At 59.6% G+C, this 17,332-nt stretch carries 16 protein-coding genes; 5 read left to right on the forward strand and 11 right to left on the reverse strand.

Annotation, left to right across the window (positions count from 1 at the left end):
- Positions 1–13: 13 nt before the first annotated feature.
- The 9 genes from PGR6_RS12500 to PGR6_RS12540 all read right to left on the reverse strand — a co-directional run bounded on the left by PGR6_RS12500 (position 14) and on the right by PGR6_RS12540 (position 8,938).
- Complete coding sequence (locus tag PGR6_RS12500; RefSeq protein WP_064617388.1) at positions 14–1,468, reverse strand: NAD-dependent succinate-semialdehyde dehydrogenase; 1,455 nt, start codon at positions 1,466–1,468, stop codon at positions 14–16.
- A 16-nt stretch (positions 1,469–1,484) separates the two neighbouring features.
- Entirely contained in the window at positions 1,485–2,285 is an 801-nt protein-coding gene (hpaI, locus tag PGR6_RS12505; protein WP_028940814.1) for a 4-hydroxy-2-oxoheptanedioate aldolase, read from the reverse strand.
- Between the two features lie 18 nt (positions 2,286–2,303).
- On the reverse strand, positions 2,304–3,107 hold the full coding sequence (hpaH, locus tag PGR6_RS12510) for a 2-oxo-hept-4-ene-1,7-dioate hydratase (RefSeq protein ID WP_018927918.1): 804 nt from the start codon (positions 3,105–3,107) through the stop codon (positions 2,304–2,306).
- A gap of 12 nt (positions 3,108–3,119) precedes the next feature.
- The gene (locus tag PGR6_RS12515; protein ID WP_018927919.1) at positions 3,120–4,424 is read right to left on the reverse strand and encodes an MFS transporter; all 1,305 of its coding nucleotides are present in this window, start codon (positions 4,422–4,424) and stop codon (positions 3,120–3,122) included.
- Positions 4,425–4,473: 49 nt separating this feature from the next.
- Entirely contained in the window at positions 4,474–4,866 is a 393-nt protein-coding gene (locus tag PGR6_RS12520; RefSeq protein WP_018927920.1) for a 5-carboxymethyl-2-hydroxymuconate isomerase, read from the reverse strand.
- 201 nt (positions 4,867–5,067) lie between these two features.
- Positions 5,068–5,925, reverse strand: coding sequence for a 3,4-dihydroxyphenylacetate 2,3-dioxygenase (hpaD, locus tag PGR6_RS12525; RefSeq protein ID WP_018927921.1), 858 nt, complete (start codon positions 5,923–5,925; stop codon positions 5,068–5,070).
- A 108-nt stretch (positions 5,926–6,033) separates the two neighbouring features.
- On the reverse strand, positions 6,034–7,494 hold the full coding sequence (gene hpaE / locus PGR6_RS12530) for a 5-carboxymethyl-2-hydroxymuconate semialdehyde dehydrogenase (RefSeq protein WP_064617391.1): 1,461 nt from the start codon (positions 7,492–7,494) through the stop codon (positions 6,034–6,036).
- A gap of 5 nt (positions 7,495–7,499) precedes the next feature.
- Positions 7,500–8,270, reverse strand: a complete 771-nt coding sequence (locus PGR6_RS12535; protein ID WP_018927923.1) for a fumarylacetoacetate hydrolase family protein — start codon at positions 8,268–8,270, stop codon at positions 7,500–7,502.
- 11 nt (positions 8,271–8,281) lie between these two features.
- Positions 8,282–8,938, reverse strand: a complete 657-nt coding sequence (locus PGR6_RS12540; protein ID WP_064617394.1) for a fumarylacetoacetate hydrolase family protein — start codon at positions 8,936–8,938, stop codon at positions 8,282–8,284.
- Positions 8,939–9,127: 189 nt separating this feature from the next.
- Here PGR6_RS12540 and hpaA point away from each other — a divergent pair, with 189 nt between their 5' ends.
- On the forward strand, positions 9,128–10,030 hold the full coding sequence (hpaA, locus tag PGR6_RS12545) for a 4-hydroxyphenylacetate catabolism regulatory protein HpaA (RefSeq protein WP_018927925.1): 903 nt from the start codon (positions 9,128–9,130) through the stop codon (positions 10,028–10,030).
- A 115-nt stretch (positions 10,031–10,145) separates the two neighbouring features.
- Here the strand turns inward: hpaA and PGR6_RS12550 are convergent, their stop codons facing one another.
- On the reverse strand, positions 10,146–11,402 hold the full coding sequence (locus PGR6_RS12550; RefSeq protein WP_064617397.1) for an OprD family porin: 1,257 nt from the start codon (positions 11,400–11,402) through the stop codon (positions 10,146–10,148).
- 254 nt (positions 11,403–11,656) lie between these two features.
- Here PGR6_RS12550 and hpaR point away from each other — a divergent pair, with 254 nt between their 5' ends.
- The 4 genes from hpaR to pcaG all read left to right on the forward strand — a co-directional run bounded on the left by hpaR (position 11,657) and on the right by pcaG (position 14,594).
- Positions 11,657–12,079, forward strand: a complete 423-nt coding sequence (gene hpaR / locus PGR6_RS12555; RefSeq protein ID WP_026286558.1) for a homoprotocatechuate degradation operon regulator HpaR — start codon at positions 11,657–11,659, stop codon at positions 12,077–12,079.
- 145 nt (positions 12,080–12,224) lie between these two features.
- On the forward strand, positions 12,225–13,154 hold the full coding sequence (pcaQ, locus tag PGR6_RS12560; protein ID WP_064617401.1) for a pca operon transcription factor PcaQ: 930 nt from the start codon (positions 12,225–12,227) through the stop codon (positions 13,152–13,154).
- Positions 13,155–13,257: 103 nt separating this feature from the next.
- Entirely contained in the window at positions 13,258–13,977 is a 720-nt protein-coding gene (gene pcaH / locus PGR6_RS12565) for a protocatechuate 3,4-dioxygenase subunit beta (RefSeq protein ID WP_018927930.1), read from the forward strand.
- An 11-nt stretch (positions 13,978–13,988) separates the two neighbouring features.
- Positions 13,989–14,594, forward strand: coding sequence for a protocatechuate 3,4-dioxygenase subunit alpha (gene pcaG / locus PGR6_RS12570; RefSeq protein WP_064617403.1), 606 nt, complete (start codon positions 13,989–13,991; stop codon positions 14,592–14,594).
- 104 nt (positions 14,595–14,698) lie between these two features.
- On the opposite strand, the gene PGR6_RS12575 is transcribed toward pcaG, so the two are convergent.
- On the reverse strand, positions 14,699–17,122 hold the full coding sequence (locus tag PGR6_RS12575; protein ID WP_064617405.1) for a glucose/quinate/shikimate family membrane-bound PQQ-dependent dehydrogenase: 2,424 nt from the start codon (positions 17,120–17,122) through the stop codon (positions 14,699–14,701).
- Positions 17,123–17,332: the final 210 nt, after the last annotated feature.

Raw genomic sequence — 17,332 nt, forward strand, 5'->3', positions numbered from 1 at the left:
CGTTGTACAGAGATTATTTGATGCTCAGGCACATGTACTTCTGCTCGATGTAATCATCGATCCCATACTTGGAACCTTCGCGGCCCAACCCTGACTGCTTTATCCCGCCGAACGGCGCCACTTCGGTGGAGATCAGTCCTTCGTTGACTCCGACCATGCCGTACTCCAGCGCCTCGCTGACGCGCCAGGCCCGGCCCAGGTCGCGGGTGTAGACATAGGACGCCAGACCGAACTCGGTATCGTTGGCCATGGCGATTGCCTCGGCTTCGGTGTCGAAACGGAACAGCGGTGCCAGCGGGCCGAAGGTCTCATCCCGGGCCACCAGCATGACCGGGGTGACGTCGCCGAGGACCGTGGGCTCGAAGAAGTTGCCGCCCAGTGCGTGGGGTTTGCCGCCGGCCAGCAGCGTCGCGCCCTGGGCCAGTGCGTCGTTGATGTGTTCCTCGACCTTGGCCACCGCCTTGGCGTTGATCAACGGCCCTTGTTGCGCGCCTTCGGTCTCGGCCCGGGCGACCTTCAGGGCGTCGACTGCCAGCACCAGGCGGCGGGCGAACTCGTCATAGACACTGTTTTGTACCAGCAAGCGGTTGGTACAGACACAGGTCTGGCCGCTGTTGCGGAATTTCGAGCCGATCGCACCTTCCACGGCGGCATCCAGGTCGGCGTCTTCGAAGACGATAAAGGGCGCGTTACCGCCCAGTTCCAGGCTGACTTTCTTGATGGTTTGCGCACACTGGGCCATCAGCAATTTGCCGATGCCGGTGGAGCCGGTGAACGAGAGTTTTTGCACTGCCGGGTTACCCGTCAGCTCCGCACCGATTTCTCGAGAGCGGGTGCCGGTGACGACGTTCAGCACGCCCGCCGGAATGCCGGCGCGTTCGCCGAGTTCAGCCAGGGCCAAAGCCGACAATGGGGTTTCTGAAGCCGGTTTAAGCACCACGGTGCAACCGGCGGCCAGCGCTGGACCGACCTTGCGGGTGATCATTGCATTGGGAAAATTCCACGGTGTGATGGCCGCCACCACCCCGATGGCTTGCTTGATCACCACCAGCCGCCGACCTTGCTTGTCATGAGGAATCACATCGCCGTAGACCCGCTTGGCCTCTTCGGCGAACCACTCGATAAAGCTCGCGCCATAGGCAACTTCGCCACGACTCTCGGCCAGCGGTTTGCCTTGTTCCCAACTGAGCAGGCGGGCCAGGTCTTCCTGATGGGCCATGATCAGCTCGAACCATGTGCGCAATACCTTGCTGCGATCCTTGGCGGTTTTGCCGCGCCAGGCGGGCAGGGCGGCCTGGGCCGCGGCGATGGCGCGGGCGGTTTCGGCTTGGCCGAGGGAGCTGATTTGGGCGATGACTTCGCCATCCGCCGGGTTGGTCACCGCGAAGCGTGAACCGTCATCGGCGTCGACCCATTGGCCATTGATGTAAGCCTGCTCGCGCAGCAGTTTCAAATCGTTAAGTTTCATCGGGCTTCTCGAAAAATCAGTACACGCCGCCGGAGCTGGTGGGCACCGGAGCATCTTTGAATTTGCCGGCGAGGGTTTGCAGGCCACGCATCAGCACGGTGGTGTCGACACCCACGGCAACGAATGCCGCGCCCAACTCGATATAGCGCCGGGCGAGTGTCTCGTCGGCGCTGAGAATGCCTGCGGCCTTGCCGGCCTTCTGAATCCGCACGATGGCGTCCTCGATGGCCGTCTGCACCTCGGGATGCCCCGGATTGCCGCGATGGCCCATGGACGCGCTCAAATCCGCCGGGCCGATAAACACCCCGTCCACGCCCTCGACCGCCGCAATGGCATCCAGGTTGACCAGGCCTTCGCGGTTCTCGATCTGTACCAGCAGGCACATTTGTTCATCCGCTTTGTCGAGGTAACCGGGAATGCTGTTCCAGCGTGACGCACGGGCCAGCGCACTGCCGACACCGCGTATGCCCTGGGGCGGATAGTGAATCGCACGCACCAGTTCCCGTGCCTGTTCGGCACTTTCAACCATCGGCACCAGCAGGGTCTGGGCGCCGATATCCAACACCTGCTTGATCAGCGCGATATCGCCGATCACCGGGCGTATCACCGGATGACTGGGGTAGGGCGCCACTGCCTGAAGCTGGCCGAGCAACCCGCGAAGATCATTGGGTGCATGTTCGCCGTCGATCAGCAGCCAATCGAAACCGGCATTGGCTGCCAGCTCGGCACAGTAGGCGTCGGCCAGACCGAGCCAGAGGCCTATCTGAGCTTCGCCGCTTTTGAGGCGTTGTTTGAAACGGTTGATGGGCATGTCCATGGAACAGTCCTCCAGGGATCAAACAAAGCGGCAGGAGATGGAACCCAGCATGTCGTAATCGACATGGAAGGTATCACCGGGGTTGGCCGCCACCGGGCGGGTGAAGGAGCCGCCGAGAATGATTTGGCCCGCTTCCAGGGTGACGTCGTAGGCGGCCAGTTTGTTCGCCAGCCATGCCACGCCTTTGGCCGGATGATTGAGCACGGCGGCCGACACCCCGGACTCCTCGATCACGCCGTTGCGGTAGAGCACCGCAGGCACCTTGCGCAGGTCGATCTCGGTCGGCCGCACGGCACGACCGCCCATGACCACGCCAGCGTTGGCGGCGTTGTCGGAAATGGTGTCGAACACCTTGCGTGTCGCCTTGGTCTGCGGGTCGATTTGCTGAATTCGCGCATCGATGATTTCCAGCGCCGGGATCACCCATTCAGTGGCGTCGAGCACGTCGAAGATCGTGCAGTTCGGACCTTTGAGCGGCTTGCCAAGGATGAACGCCAGCTCCACTTCCACCCGCGGCACGATGAAGCGCTCGAACGGAATGTCCGTGCCCTCGTCGAAGAACATGTCATCGAGCAAGGCACCAAAGTCCGGCTCGGTGATGTTCGAGGACACTTGCATGGCCCGCGAGGTCAGACCGATCTTGTGCCCGACCAGTTTGCGCCCGTCCTTGATTTTCTGGGCGACCCAGGCGCGCTGGATGGCATACGCGTCTTCGATGGTGATAGCCGGGTGATCGAGGGAAAATTGCCGGACCTGCTCCCTGGAGCGTTCAGCCCGATCCAGTTGTGCGGCGGCGTGAAGGATTTGCTGTTGATCGAGCATGACGAAGATCTCTTATTGTGGATTGACGATGGCCGCATTGGTGCGCAGCACCAGGAAGCCGCCGAGAGCGATTAACAGCGCCAGGACATACAGGGCCAGGCTGGCGCTCTGAGTGGTGTCGCGCATCCAGCCGATCAGGTAAGGCGCGAGGAACGAGGCGATGCTGCCGAACGAGCTGATCAGGGCAATGCCGGCGGCTTGTGTGCAGTTGGAGAGAAAGGCCGGAGGCAGTTGCCAGAACATCGGCAACGCGGCGCTGGCACCCATGCCTGCGACGGTCAAGCCGCCCATCACCAACAGCGGGTTGCCCGGCGCCAGGCCCGCCACTGCGATACCGGCGGCGGCCATCAGTAGCGGCACACACAGGTGCCAGCGGCGTTCGCGGTTACGGTCCGACGAGCGTCCGCAGCCGATCATGAAGAAACAACCGGCCAGATAGGGCACTGCACTGAGCAGGCCTACCTTGCCATCGCTGCCAATTCCCGCGCCGTGGATCAGTGTTGGCATCCAGAAGGCCAGGGTGTTGACCGCCAGCATCACCGCAAAATAGATCGCCACCAGCAGCCAGACCTGCGGGTCGCGCACAATCCCACCGAAGGAGGTGATGGATTTACGCTGTTCTTCGCTGCTCAGTTGCGCGCGCAGTTGCTGTTTCTGCGCCGGGTTCAGCCACTTCACGACTTCGAAGTTATCCGGCAAACACTTGAGCACCACCAGGCCCAGCAAGACCACCGGCGCCCCTTCGATCAGGAACATCCACTGCCAGCCGCGCAGTCCACCGAAGTCATGGAGGTTTTCCAGAATCGCCCCGGACAGCGGTCCGCCGATGACTCCGGCCATCGGCACGGCAATGGCAAACAGCGCGGTGACTTGAGCCCGGCGCCGGGCCGGGTACCAGCGATTGAGGAACACCAGGATCCCGGGAAAGAAGCCGGCTTCGGCTACGCCCAGCAAAAAGCGCAGGACATAGAAACCGCTGGAGCTTTCGACCCACAACATGCTGGCAGAAAGTACGCCCCAGACCACCATCAGGCTGGCGATCCAACGCCGTGGTCCGACCCGGTCAAGGGCCATGTTGCTCGGTACCCCGAACAGCGCGTAGGCAATGAAGAACAGTCCGGCTCCGAAGCCGTAGACGGTGTCGCTGAAGTGCAGGTCGGTACTCATCTGCATCTTGGCGAAGCCGATGTTGATCCGGTCCAGATGGGCGAACAGGTAACAGATCAACAGCAATGGCATCAGGCGCCAGGTAACGGTGCTGTGGGTTCGATCGTGCTCGGCAAGGGTGATGCTGTCAGCGGTATTGGCTGTGCTCATGATGTTGTACTTTTTGTTTGAGTGGCCGTTGGCGGAAGGAGGGCGTGAATCAGCCCGCCTGGTTCTTCAAGAAGGCATGCACGTTGTTCTGCTTGAAATTCAGTTCGGGGTGCAGCTCGATCATCTCGAACGACAGCGCCAGCAGCCGTTGCGACTGCAGTTCGGCGAAGTGCTCGGTGATTACGTTGAACAGTGTTTGTGCGACTGTCTGCCGGGTCGGCAGATCTCGTCCGTGACCGACCTTGAGGGTCATATGGACGAAGGCGTAATCGTGCTTGCCATCAGCCATGCGCCAGGTGTCCAGGCGCACTCCACGACTGCGGATGCCGCCCAGGGGGAACACGCCGCTGTCGCCGAGGGAGGCGTGGACTTTTTCGAACAGGCTGGGCAAGTCGGCTTGTTGTTCGATGTTGTCGGTGTATTCAGCAATGAAATGAGGCATGTGAGTCTCCCGTAACGTTGATGTTTCGCATCGCGTAGCAGCTGTCGAGCGGAGCGAGGCAGCGTCCGGCTGCGAAGCAGTCGTAACCCCATACACCTCTGTGTTTCAGGTAAATCGAGAGCACCGGTTTTACGAGGACTACGTCCTCGGACGCCGCCTCGCTCCGCTCGACAGCTGCTACGCCAGTTCCTGTCTGGTACCTCAGAGAGGGAAAATGGCGTTGATCTGGCCAGTGCCTGAACTGCCGAAGGGCTCGGTCAGTACTTCCACCGGTTTGTTGTACTCGGGCCCGCCAAGCAGTCCGAGGAGCATGGCGGTGTCGTGCATCTTGCCTTCGCCGAAGCAGTGCTCGGCGTAGTCCGGGAGCATTGCGCAGAACTCCTTGAAGCGACCTTGCTTCCACATCTCGACCACGTGCAGGTCCATCTGCTTGTCGAATTCACGGGTCCAGTTGTGAATGTTGGCTTCGGCTTCACGGTCGTCGGAGAAACGGTGGGACAGCGAGCCGGAGGCCAGCACCAGCACCTTGCGGTCGCTCCTATCGATGGCCCGGCGCACGGCGGCGCCGAAGGCGAAGCTGTCTTCCAGGCGATGCCAGGCGCACCACGCGGCGATGGAGATCACGTCAAACTTCTGCTCGTCCGGGACGCCCATGTGCATGTAGCGCATAGGTACCAGAGTGCCGTATTCCAACTCCAGGCTCGGGATGTTATGGGCCATGGTGCGCACCCCGGCCTGATTGGCCTCGGTGGCGATCAGCTCGCCCAACGCTGGGCAACCCGGGTACTCGTACTCCATGTTCTTGATGAAGTGCGGCAGTTCGTTGCTGGTGTAGATGCCCTTGAAATGCTCGCCGCAGTTGACGTGATAGCCGCTGTTGACCAACCAGTGCACGTCGAACACCACGGCGGTGTCGGCACCGAGCTCGCGGGCGCGACGGCCGATTTCCTTGTGTCCGGCAATTGCCGCCTCGCGACAACCGTGATGCTTGCCGGGCAGTTCCGACAGGTACATCGAGGGTACATGGCAGATTTTCGCGGCCAGGACGACTTCGCCCATGATGATTCTCCTGAAATTGTTGTTATTCGATTCAATCTGGTGGCCAGTGAAGGCTGCGATGAGCCGATGCGCGGCCCATCGCTGCCTTCAGCAGCGACCATCGCTTGTTCAGAGACCCCAACGCGGGATGTGATGACTGCCCATGGAAATGCAGATGTTCTTGATTTCGGCGAACACCTCAAAGCTGTACTGGCCGCCTTCGCGTCCGGTACCGGAACCTTTCACACCACCGAACGGCTGACGCAAGTCCCGCACGTTCTGACTGTTGATGAACACCATGCCGGCTTCGATGCCGTAGGCCAGGCGATGGGCCTTGCCGATGTCCTGGGTCCAGATGTAAGACGCCAGGCCATACTCGGTATCGTTGGCCAGTTGCAGGGCCTCGGCTTCGTCCTTGAACGGAATCAGGCACACCACCGGACCGAAGATCTCTTCCTGGGCGATACGCATCTTGTTGTTCACGTCGGCGAACACCGTCGGCTGAATGAACTGGCCTTTACTCAGGTGCGCCGGCAAGTTGGCCGGACGTTCCAGACCACCGGCGAGGAGGGTGGCGCCTTCCTCGATGCCGATCTTGATGTAGCCAGTGACCTTGTCGTAGTGGGCCTGAGTGATCATCGAGCCGACCTGAGTCTTCGGGTCCTGTGGATCGCCGACGATCAAGCGTTTGGCGCGGGCAGCAAACTCGGCGACGAACTGAGGGTAAACGCTTTCCTGAATGAAGATCCGGCTACCAGCGGTGCAGCGTTCGCCGTTCAGCGAGAAGATGGTGAACAGTGCGGCGTCGAGGGCGCGCTCCAGGTCCGCATCTTCAAAGATCAGCACCGGTGACTTGCCGCCGAGTTCCATGGAGTATTTTTTGAGGCCGGCGGTCTGCATGATTTTCTTGCCGGTGGCGGTACCTCCGGTGAAGGAAATCGCACGTACATCTGGGTGGCGAACCAGCGCGTCACCGGCGGTGGCGCCGTAACCCTGGATGACGTTGAGCACGCCATTGGGAATGCCGGCCTCAACAGCCAGACGACCGAGTTCGTTGGCTGTCAGCGGGGACAGCTCGGACATCTTCAGCACTGCAGTATTGCCCAGTGCCAGGCACGGCGCGGTTTTCCAGGTGGCTGTCATGAACGGCACGTTCCACGGTGACACCAGACCGCAAACACCCACCGGCTGATACAGGGTGTAGTTGAGCATCTGGTCGTCGACGGGGTAAGAGTGACCGTCCATGCGGGTGCAGACTTCGGCGAAGAAATCGAAGTTGTGCGAAGCGCGGGGGATCAACACATTTTTGGTCTGATGGATCGGAAGGCCCGTGTCCAGCGTTTCCAGTTCGGCCAGACGCGGGACATTCTGCTCGATCAGCTCACCGAGCTTGCGCATCAGTCGGGCACGTTCCTTGGCTGGCGTATTAGCCCACTTGGGGAAGGCTTCCTTGGCCGCGGCTACGGCCTGAGCGACTTCTTCGGCGCCGCCGCTGGCGATTTCACCGATGGCTTCACCGGTGGCCGGGTTGTAGTTGACGAAAACGTCTTTGCTTTCGACCTCACGGCCGTTGATCCAGTGTTTGATCATGTTGCTCAAGCCTCTTTCCGGGCGGAGAAGAATTCCGCTTCGCTAACAATTCGATTAACCAGGCGACCCACGCCTTCCACTTCCACAATCACTTCATCGCCTGGAACCACATCGGCCAGACCTTCCGGCGTGCCCGTAGCGATCATGTCGCCGGGCTGCAAGGTCATGAAGCTGGACAGGTATTCGATCAGGTAAGGGATGTCGAAAATCATGTCGGAGGTCGAGCCTTCCTGACGTAACTCACCGTTGATCCAGGTGCGCAGTTTCAGGTTGCTCGGGTCCGGCACGTCGGCGACGTCGACGATCCACGGACCGACCGGCGTCGTGGCATCGCGGTTCTTCACCCGCAGGTTGGGCCGGTAGTAATTTTCCAGGTAGTCACGGATCGCGTAGTCGTTGCACACCGTGTAGCCGGCCAGGTACTGGAGGGCGTCTTCACGCTTGACGTTACGCGCGGGCTTGCCGATGACGGCGACCAGTTCGCACTCGTAGTGCATATAGGCGACGTTGTCCGGGCGCCATGTAGCCTGGTTATGGCCGGTGTAGGTGCCCGGGGACTTGATGAACGCCAGGGGCTCGGTGGGCGGCTTGAAGGCCAACTCGGCGGCGTGGTCGGCGTAGTTCAGGCCCAGGGCGAACATGCTGCCGGTGGCCGGTGGCAGCCATTGCACTTGTTCTTCGGCCAGCAGGCGGCCGTCGGCCAGGCGCACGGCGTTGTGCTCTTCGACATGGACGAGGTGGACTTCACCTTCAAAGCGGATACGGGCGTGTTTCATGGAAGCTCCTGTTACTCGGCCACGATGTGGTTGACGAGGCGGCCCAGGCCGCTGATTTCGACTTCGACGGTGTCACCGGGCTGGACATCGACACGGCCTTCAGGGGTGCCTGTGATCAGCACATCGCCTTCGTGGAGGGTCATGAATTCGCTGATTTCGGCGATCAACTGGGGAATGCTGCGGACAAAGTTGGCCGTGGAGTTTTCCTGGCGCAGTTCACCGTTGACGAACAGTTTCAGACTCAACTGATGCGGATCGGCGAGCTGGTCAAGGCCCACCAATTCCGGGCCCAGCGAGCAGAAGCCGTCACGACACTTGGCTTTCACCGCCGGGCGGTAGTAGCTGTCTTCCGGCAGGCTGAACTCGTTGACGATGGTGTAGCCGGCCACATGTTCCAGCGCATTCTCGATGCTGACCCGGCTGGCGCTTTTACCGATCACCACACCCAGTGCAGGCCCCGGTTGCAGGCGTTCACCTTGCGGATGAATCACCGTGCGGTCATGACCATTGCGGGTGTTGGGCGTCTTGATGAACAGCACCGGTTTAACCGGCGGCTTCTGGTAAGGCGCTTGCCCGAATTCGGCGACACGCTGGTTCAGCAACCCTTGATAGTTCAGCGCAACGCCGAACAGGGTGCCGTTCGCAACATCATGCAGGGCACGGCTCATGCTTTTCTCCTGGCAATGGCGGAGCAGTGACTGCTTCGCGAAATATTCGTTAACCTGTTAACGTTATAATTAATATGTTAACAACCGTCAAGCGTGGCAAAATGCGCTGGCAGTGGTTAGCCGCCGCAAACCGGCGCAGGATGAAAGTCCTTGCACTGCCAACACGCAAACAAGAAAGAGAACCGAGCGATGATCGATCGTCAGCCGATCCCCAATATCAACATCGGTCAGGTCTACGACCAGCGTTACAGCGATGCCGAAGTGCACTACGACAAACTCGGCAATCTGGCTGAGTTCTTCGGCCGCAATATGCCCGTGCACCGACACGACCGGTTCTTCCAGGTGCATTACGTGAAGAGCGGTGCGGTGCGGGTCTATCTGGATGACCAGCAATACCTCGAGTCGGGACCGATGTTTTTCCTCACGCCACCGACGGTGGCCCATTCCTTCGTCACCGAAGCGGACGCCGACGGGCATGTGTTGACGGTGCGCCAGCAACTGGTCTGGCAGTTGATCGATGCCGATCCGAGTCTGGCGCCGGGCTCGCAGTTGCCAGCGGCTTGCGTGGCATTGGCGGGGCTGGCACCACAGTTCCAGCCCGAGGTCAGGAGACTGGAGTTTCTGTTCGAGGAACTGTGCAACGAAATCAACGGCGACAAGCCAGGGCGGGGGGCGGCCTTGGAGAGCCTGACGCGATTGATCGTGATCAGCCTGCTCAGGCTGTGCGCCAATTCCCTGGAAGCCCGCCCGGCACGCCATGAAGACTTGCGGATCTTCCACCGCTTCAACGAATTGATCGAAGACCATTACCTGCAGCACTGGCCGCTGTCGCGCTATGCCGATGGCATTGGTGTTACCGAGGCACGGCTCAACGATGTCTGCCGGCGCATTGCCGACCTGCCGTCCAAACGTTTGATCCTTGAACGGCTGATGCAGGAGGCCAAGCGTCTGTTGTTGTTCACTGGCAGTTCGGCCAATGAAATCTGCTACCAGCTGGGCTTCAAGGACCCGGCCTATTTCAGTCGGTTTTTCCAGCGTTATGCGCTGGTGACCCCTGGGGAGTACCGCCTGCGGCAGTCGGGTTTGCGCTGAGGTAGCCATGTTTGCTTCTCGATAGGCGCCGAGTGTCTGTCGAGCAATCATGGTCGCAGCCGGTGCCCTGAAAAATGGCTTTTACAGGGAACCGATTGCACTTTTCATGGGCGGCTCACCACAAGGCCAGGCTGTAGCCGATGATGATCCGGTTTTCGTCTATATCGCTGGTCAGGCCGTTGCTTGAGCGAAGAGTGGCGTTGCGTAGCCGCACATTGACGTTCTTCAGCGGACCACTCTGCACCGTGTAAACCAGGTCGGTGTCACGCTCCCATTCCCGACCGTTACGCACGGTGGAGGTTTGCACATGAGAGCCGTCGACATAGCGAGTCATGAAGGTCAGCCCAGGCAGGCCCAGGGCCGCGAAGTTGTAGTCGTAACGCGCCTGCCAGGCGTCGGTCTCGGCCTTGGTGAAGACGTTGATGGTCACCAGGTTTACTGAATATGGGTCCAGGCCCGGAAAGGCGAAGTCGCCGTCTCCGGAGAGATTCTGGTACCCCAGGCCGAATTTATGGGCACCCATCGACAGGCTTACCATGCCGTTGAAAAAACGGTTGTCGATCTTGCCGCCATCGACCCTGGATGGACTGCGCAATTCATGGTTGCCTTGTTCGCGAGTATCGAAATAGCGCAAATCGCTGCGCAGATTCACACCTTCTGCCAAGGGCAATTCATGCACCAGACCGATGAAGTGCTGGCTGTAGATGTCCTGCATCCGGGCGTAATAATAGGTCGCTGCCAGGTGTGGATTGATCGCGTAGGTGCCACCGGCCAGATCGAGATGGCTGCTTTGCACACCGGCGTAACTCATCTCGTCATTGCTGGAGGAGTCTCGTAGGTTCCGCTTTTCCAGGCGGCCCAGATTCAGGGTCAGGCCGTCGACTTCCTGAGAGGTGACCAGCTCACCGCTGTAGGTTGAGGGCAGCAGTCGGGTGTCGTTATAGGCGGCCACGGGCAGTTGCGGCTGTAGGGTGCCGAGTTTGAGCACGGTCTTCGATGTTCGCAGCTTGGCGGTCAGGCCCAATTCGCTGTAGCTGTCCTCTGGTTGCTGGCTGGCGCCAAAGGGCAGCAAGCCGGTGCCTCGACGATCGCGACTGGAGTCAAGTTTCACCCCGAGTTCGCCCAAGGCATCGACCCCGAAACCGACCATGCCGTCGGTGTAGCCCGACTCCAGGCGTAATACAAAACCCTGGGCCCACTCTTCGGCCTTGTTCTGTGGTGCGTTGCTCTGACGAAAGTCTCGGTTCATGTAGAAATTGCGCAGGTCCAAACTGGCTTTACTGTCCTGGACAAAATCAGCGTGAGCGCTAAACGGGCTAAACGCGGCGCACAGGGCAACGCTTGCCGCCGTGCGAAGGAGGCACGAATGCATGAGGGGGGTCCTTTTGTTGTTTTTGTAGGTATCACCCCCTATTCGGTAAGGGGTGTCATATAGTTAACATCTTATCTATTATTTTCGTAGCGTTTTTTTCAGTTTTTTCAGAAGAAATAGGGGTGGTGGCGATTATTTTTTATCTGAGATCATTGATTTATTTATAAGTTAATGATGTGCTGCAGAGGGGATGTTGCATGCACTCTGTGCCGACTCTAAGCTTTGAGGCTTCGACCTCTTTTTCCGCGTGAACCATGCCGACCCCCAGACCGTCCCTTACGCTCACCTTGTTGCAGGCCCGCGAAGCAGCCATGGCATTTTTCCGGCCGTTGCTCAACGAACATGATCTGACTGAACAGCAATGGCGGGTGATCCGTATCTTGCGTCAGCACGGCGAACTGGAAAGCCATCAACTGGCCAATCTGGCATGCATCCTCAAACCGAGCATGACCGGCGTGCTGTCCCGGCTGGAGCGCGACGGTATCGTCCGGCGCAGGAAGTCGTCCGAAGATCAGCGCCGGGTATTCATCGCCCTGACCGAGCAGGGGCAGCAGTGTTTCGTCGACATGAGTGCGGGGATGGAAAGCAACTACTTGAAGATTCAGGAGCAGTTCGGCGCGGAGTCGCTTGAGCAGTTGCTGGAACTGCTCAATAAATTGAAGAACATCAAGCCCTGATTGACGCAATGTCCTGTATTTGACATCCCCTCCGAGCAAGTCAAAAAAGTCCATTGCCACCATCCGATCACCAGGAAATTGAGCGCACGCTAAGATTGCCTGCAAACGTTTCGATACCAATGAGGCAACCTCACGGGGCTCCGTAGTGAACATCGACACCCGCATCAAATTCCGTCACCTCGTGTGCTTTCTCGAAATGGCTCGTCAGGGCAGTCTGGCGCGGGCGGCGGATGTGTTGGCGGTGAGTCAGCCAGCGATGTCGAAGACGCTCAAGGAGCTGGAGGAGCTGCTGGCGGCAAGTCTGTTTATACGCAGTAAAAGTGGTGTGAACCTGACCGAAGCCGGGGTTGCCTTTTTGCGTTATGCCGGGCCTTCGGTGCAGGCGTTGCGTGATGGGGTGAACACCTTGCGCGGTGGCGAATATGCGGCAGGCACGGTTCGACTCGGCGTGTTGTCGACAGTGGAAAGTTTGCTGGTGCCTGAGGTTGTACGGCGCTTGCACGAGCGCCATTCGGCGCTGGTGGTGAGTGTGGTGACCGGGCCAAGCGCCTATTTGTTGTCGCAGTTGCGGGTGGGTGAAGTGGACCTGGTGGTCGGCCGTATGACAGATAGCCCGGAGATTCAGGGGCTGACCTTCGAGCATCTGTACAGTGAATCCATGACACTGGTGGTGCGTCCCGATCATCCCTTGCTGGCCGAGCCACTGGAGCGTAGCGCCCTGGAAGATTTCCCGCTGGTGCTGCCGCTGACAGGAACGACGATTCGCAAATATGCCGATAGCCTGTTCGTGCAATGTGGCATCAGCCAGTCGCGGCAGCGTCTGGAAACCTTGTCCGTGACCCTGAGCCGTCGTTATGTGTTGTCCAGCGAGGCGATCTGGATCGCGCCTCTGGATGCCGTGCGCCTGGATCTGGCAAGCGGCGAACTGCTTGAGATCAACCTGGGGCAGCGCGAACCGGGTGGTTCGGTGGGGATTTCCAGTAACGCCAGCTTGCCGTTGTCACTGGCGGCCCAGTGGTGCGTCGAGGTGCTGCGCGAGGTAGGGCAGGCGTATCGCGAAGGGTCTTATCCATAACCATTTGGTTATGCGTTGAGGATGGCTTTTCAATATTCCCCAGCCTTCTGTTGTTTGAAACTGCGCAGGTAGTGCTCCATAAATCAAACAACAGGAGATCGACATGTCTGATGCAGACAGCAGTCGTTTCGTTATTCGTGACCGTAATTGGCACCCCAAAGCCCTGACCCCTGATTACAAAACCTCTGTCGCCCGTTCTCCACGCCAAGCCTTGGTGAGCATCCCCCAGTCGGCCAGCGAAACCAGCGGCCCGGATTTCTCTCACCTGAAAATGGGCCGGTTCGATAACGACCTGCTACTCAACTTCAATAATGGTGGGTTGCCGGTGGGCGAGAGGATCATCGTTTCCGGCCGGGTCTGTGATCAATATGGCAAGCCCATCCCGCATACCCTGGTGGAGATGTGGCAGGCCAACGCCGGTGGTCGCTACCGGCACAAGAATGATCGCTACCTGGCACCATTGGACCCGAATTTCGGTGGTGTCGGCCGGGCTCTGACCGACCGTGACGGCTACTACAGCTTCCGCACCGTGAAACCCGGTCCGTATCCTTGGCGCAACGGTCCGAATGACTGGCGCCCGGCGCACATCCATTTCTCCATCAGCGGGCCATCGATCGCCACGCGCCTGATCACCCAGCTGTATTTCGAAGGCGATCCACTGATCCCGATGTGCCCGATCGTCAAGTCGATCGCCAATCCAGAGGCGGTACAGAGCCTGATCGCCCGGCTCGACATGGGTAATGCCAATCCGATGGATTGCCTGGCCTATCGCTTCGACATCGTGCTGCGCGGCCAGCGCAAGACCCACTTCGAAAACTGCTGAGGAGTCCGTCCATGCCTATCGAACTGCTACCCGAAACCCCTTCGCAAACGGCCGGCCCCTATGTGCATATCGGTCTGGCCCTAGAGGCTGCCGGCAACCCGACACGGCCGGAAGAAATCTGGAATCAGATGGCCAAGCCGGGTGCCGAGGGCGAACAGATTCTGCTGATCGGTCATGTCTATGACGGCAACGGTCACCTGGTACGAGACTCGTTTCTGGAGTTTTGGCAGGCCAATCATGAAGGGGTTTACGACCCGGTCTTTGACTCGGAAAAAACCTTCAACAGCTTCGGCCGAACCGCCACCACCTTCGATGCGGGGGAGTGGACACTCAATACCATCAAGCCGGGCGTGGTGAACAATGCCGCCGGGGTGCCGATGGCGCCTCACATCAATGTGTCGCTGTTTGCCCGCGGGATCAATATTCACCTGCAAACCCGGCTGTACTTTGCCGATGAGCCACAAGCCAACGCGACGTGCCCGGTGCTTAATCTGATCGAGCAACCGCAGCGTCGCGAAACGCTGATAGCGCAGCGTTGCGAGGTGGATGGCAAGGCGGTTTATCGTTTCGACATACGTATTCAGGGGGAGGGTGAAACGGTGTTCTTCGATTTTTAAAACCCGCTTCGCGCCGAGCCAGCGAGTTCAACGGGCCAAGCGTGCAGACAACAAAAAGCCGCTGCCACCCTCACAGGGCGGCAGCGGCTTTTTGTTGTTACAGGTTACTTGCTATCAGGCAGCGCGTAAGCGATCACATAATCGCCGCGATCGGGCGACTGACGCGCACCACCCGCGGTGATGACAACGTACTGCTTGCCTGTTTTCGGCGACACATACGTCATCGGGCCACCCTGGCTGCCCACGGGTAGCCGGGCTTTCCAGGCCTCTTCTCCGTTGGCGGAATTGAAGGCGCGCAGGTAGTAGTCCTGTGTACCGGCAATGAACACCAGGCCGCCCTGGGTAGAGAGCGTACCACCCAGCGTCGGCATGCCGATCGGCAACGGCAGATGCATCTTGATACCCAACGGGCCAGTGTCCTGGACGGTGCCGACCGGCACTTGCCACGCGACTTTCTGGGTTTTCATGTCGATCGCGGTCAGTGTGCCAAAAGGCGGTGCCTGGCAAGGGATGCCGGCAACCGACAGGAAGCGGTTCTTGTTCACTGCATACGGGGTGCCTTTGAGCGGTACTGCGCCCATGCCGGTGTTCAGTGCTTCACCACCGGAAGAGGTCTTGGCATCTTTCTGCGCCGCAATCATCTGGATCCACAGGCCCAGACGCATGTCGTTGACGAAGATAAAACCGTGTACCGGGTCAGTCGAGATACCACCCCAGTTCATCCCTCCCAGCGAGCCCGGGAAGCTCAGCGAGATATCGGTGCCTGGTGCGGTGTACAGCCCGTCGTAACGCATTTTCTTGAACGAGATACGGCAGAGCAGTTGATCGAACGGCGTTGCCCCCCACATGTCCGACTCGGTCAGCGTTTGCGCGCCGATCGCTGGCATGCCCACCGATTTCGGCTGAGTCAGCGAGTAAGGCTCGTTCGGGATGTTCGAGGTTTTGACCGGAACCTCTTCAACCTTGGTCAGCGGCTTGCCGGTGGCGCGGTCAAGCACGAAGATCTGGCCGGCTTTGGTGCCGATCACTACGGCGGGCACCTTGCTGCCGTCGGCTTTGGTGAAGTCGATCAGGCTTGGCTGCATGGGCAGGTCGAAGTCCCACAGGTCGTTGTGGACGGTTTGGTAGACCCACTTTTCTTCGCCGGTTGTTGCGTTCAGTGCAAGAACGGAAGCGCCGTACTTGTGGTTCAGTGCCGTACGTTCCACACCGTAGATGTCGGTGGACGAACTGCCCATCGGCAAGAACACGGTGTTCATTGCCGGGTCGTAGGACATCGGTGCCCAGCTGTTGGGCGTGCTGCGCACGTAGGTGCTGCCGGCCGCCGGAGCCTGCTTGTCTTCGGGGTTGCCCGGGTCGAATGCCCAGCGCATCTCGCCGGTGACGACGTCGAAACCACGGATCACGCCACCTGGCATGTCGGTTTGGACGTTGTCGGCGACACGGCCGCCGACAACCACGGTGGTCCCGGCCATCAGCGGTGCCGATGACAGCTGGTAATAGGAATCAGGGACGTCGCCAAGACCTGCTTTCAGATCAACCTGGCCGTTGTTACCGAAGCCCTGGCAGAACTCCCCTGTATCGGCGTCCACTGCAATCAGGCGCGCATCGATGGTGTTGGTCAGCAGACGGCGCTGGCAGTTGGCGCCGGCCGGTATCGACACGGGTTTGACAGGTGTGCTGCCGTCAGCAGGCTGGGCGAGCGCAGCGGTAGCGTCGAAGTAGGCGATACCGCGGCAACGTTGCCAAACACGGGTCTTGGCGTTGATCTCGTTTTTCCACAGCTGTTTACCGGTGTCGGCATCCAGTGCGATGAGGTTGTTGTGCGGGGTGCAGATGAACACCTTGTCGCCAACCTGCAACGGTGTCATCTGATCTTCGGCGCCATTGCCGTCGCTGATCGCGATGTCCCCGGTATTGTAGGTCCATGCCGGCACCAGCTTCGAGACGTTGCTACGGTTGATCTGGTCCAGAGCAGCGAAGCGGCCGCCACCTTCGTCGTTACCGTAGTGTTCCCAGTTTTTCTGGGCCTTGGCAGGGTCGACCGTGGTCAGGCCAGGGCCGTCACCGGTCGGCGAAACAGGGGCATGGGGTACGAACATACCGGCACCACCTGCAACGATGGCGACTGCCAGCACACCGCTCAGAGCGTAGCCACTGCGGCCGCTGGCCAGGCTATTGGCCTTGCGCAGATGGGGGTAGACCAATGCCACCAACAGGCTCAGCACGCCCAGGGCGAACAAGCGAGAGATCAGTGGCCAGAAATTCAGTCCGACATCGGCCAGCGCCCAAATCACGGTCAGCACCATCACCGCCGCGAACAGCCAGGCACCCTGCAGACGCTGCTTGAAGAGCAGTACCGCAGAGACGATCAAACCGAAACCGGCGAGCAGGAAGTACCAGCTGCCACCCAGCGTGGCGAGGTAGCCACCACCGGTTGCGAAGAATAATCCAAATACCAGCACACCGAAGGCGACGACCCAGATGGGCCAGCGGCTGACGGATGCCGAAGGTCGAGACTTAGTCATGTTGCATGATCCTACTGACGCATGAACGTTTGTGGGGAGGGTTAAGAGCAGTGAAGGCAAGTCTGAAAATAGTTGTTAACTATTTGGTTAATTGCGCAAAGATATCAAAAAAAGCGAGCCCTGCGACAAATTGTCATTTGCCGGAAAGGAGAAACACTGTTGCGAAGATGGTAACAATCGAGAGAAATGCCCTGAACATGCGGGTCGAGC

The sequence above is a fragment of the Pseudomonas sp. GR 6-02 genome, assembly GCF_001655615.1.
Lineage (GTDB): Bacteria > Pseudomonadota > Gammaproteobacteria > Pseudomonadales > Pseudomonadaceae > Aquipseudomonas.

Excerpts from the sequence above, each read along its gene's own strand:
- hpaE (WP_064617391.1), bottom strand. The coding sequence starts at position 7,494 with ATGATCAAACACTGGATCAACGGCCGTGAGGTCGAAAGCAAAGACGTT.
- PGR6_RS12520 (WP_018927920.1), bottom strand. The coding sequence starts at position 4,866 with ATGCCTCATTTCATTGCTGAATACACCGACAACATCGAACAACAAGCC.
- PGR6_RS12500 (WP_064617388.1), bottom strand. The coding sequence starts at position 1,468 with ATGAAACTTAACGATTTGAAACTGCTGCGCGAGCAGGCTTACATCAAT.
- pcaG (WP_064617403.1), top strand. The coding sequence starts at position 13,989 with ATGCCTATCGAACTGCTACCCGAAACCCCTTCGCAAACGGCCGGCCCC.
- pcaH (WP_018927930.1), top strand. The coding sequence starts at position 13,258 with ATGTCTGATGCAGACAGCAGTCGTTTCGTTATTCGTGACCGTAATTGG.
- PGR6_RS12515 (WP_018927919.1), bottom strand. The coding sequence starts at position 4,424 with ATGAGCACAGCCAATACCGCTGACAGCATCACCCTTGCCGAGCACGAT.
- PGR6_RS12550 (WP_064617397.1), bottom strand. The coding sequence starts at position 11,402 with ATGCATTCGTGCCTCCTTCGCACGGCGGCAAGCGTTGCCCTGTGCGCC.
- PGR6_RS12540 (WP_064617394.1), bottom strand. The coding sequence starts at position 8,938 with ATGAGCCGTGCCCTGCATGATGTTGCGAACGGCACCCTGTTCGGCGTT.
- hpaR (WP_026286558.1), top strand. The coding sequence starts at position 11,657 with ATGCCGACCCCCAGACCGTCCCTTACGCTCACCTTGTTGCAGGCCCGC.
- hpaD (WP_018927921.1), bottom strand. The coding sequence starts at position 5,925 with ATGGGCGAAGTCGTCCTGGCCGCGAAAATCTGCCATGTACCCTCGATG.
- PGR6_RS12575 (WP_064617405.1), bottom strand. The coding sequence starts at position 17,122 with ATGACTAAGTCTCGACCTTCGGCATCCGTCAGCCGCTGGCCCATCTGG.
- PGR6_RS12535 (WP_018927923.1), bottom strand. The coding sequence starts at position 8,270 with ATGAAACACGCCCGTATCCGCTTTGAAGGTGAAGTCCACCTCGTCCAT.
- hpaA (WP_018927925.1), top strand. The coding sequence starts at position 9,128 with ATGATCGATCGTCAGCCGATCCCCAATATCAACATCGGTCAGGTCTAC.
- hpaI (WP_028940814.1), bottom strand. The coding sequence starts at position 2,285 with ATGGACATGCCCATCAACCGTTTCAAACAACGCCTCAAAAGCGGCGAA.
- hpaH (WP_018927918.1), bottom strand. The coding sequence starts at position 3,107 with ATGCTCGATCAACAGCAAATCCTTCACGCCGCCGCACAACTGGATCGG.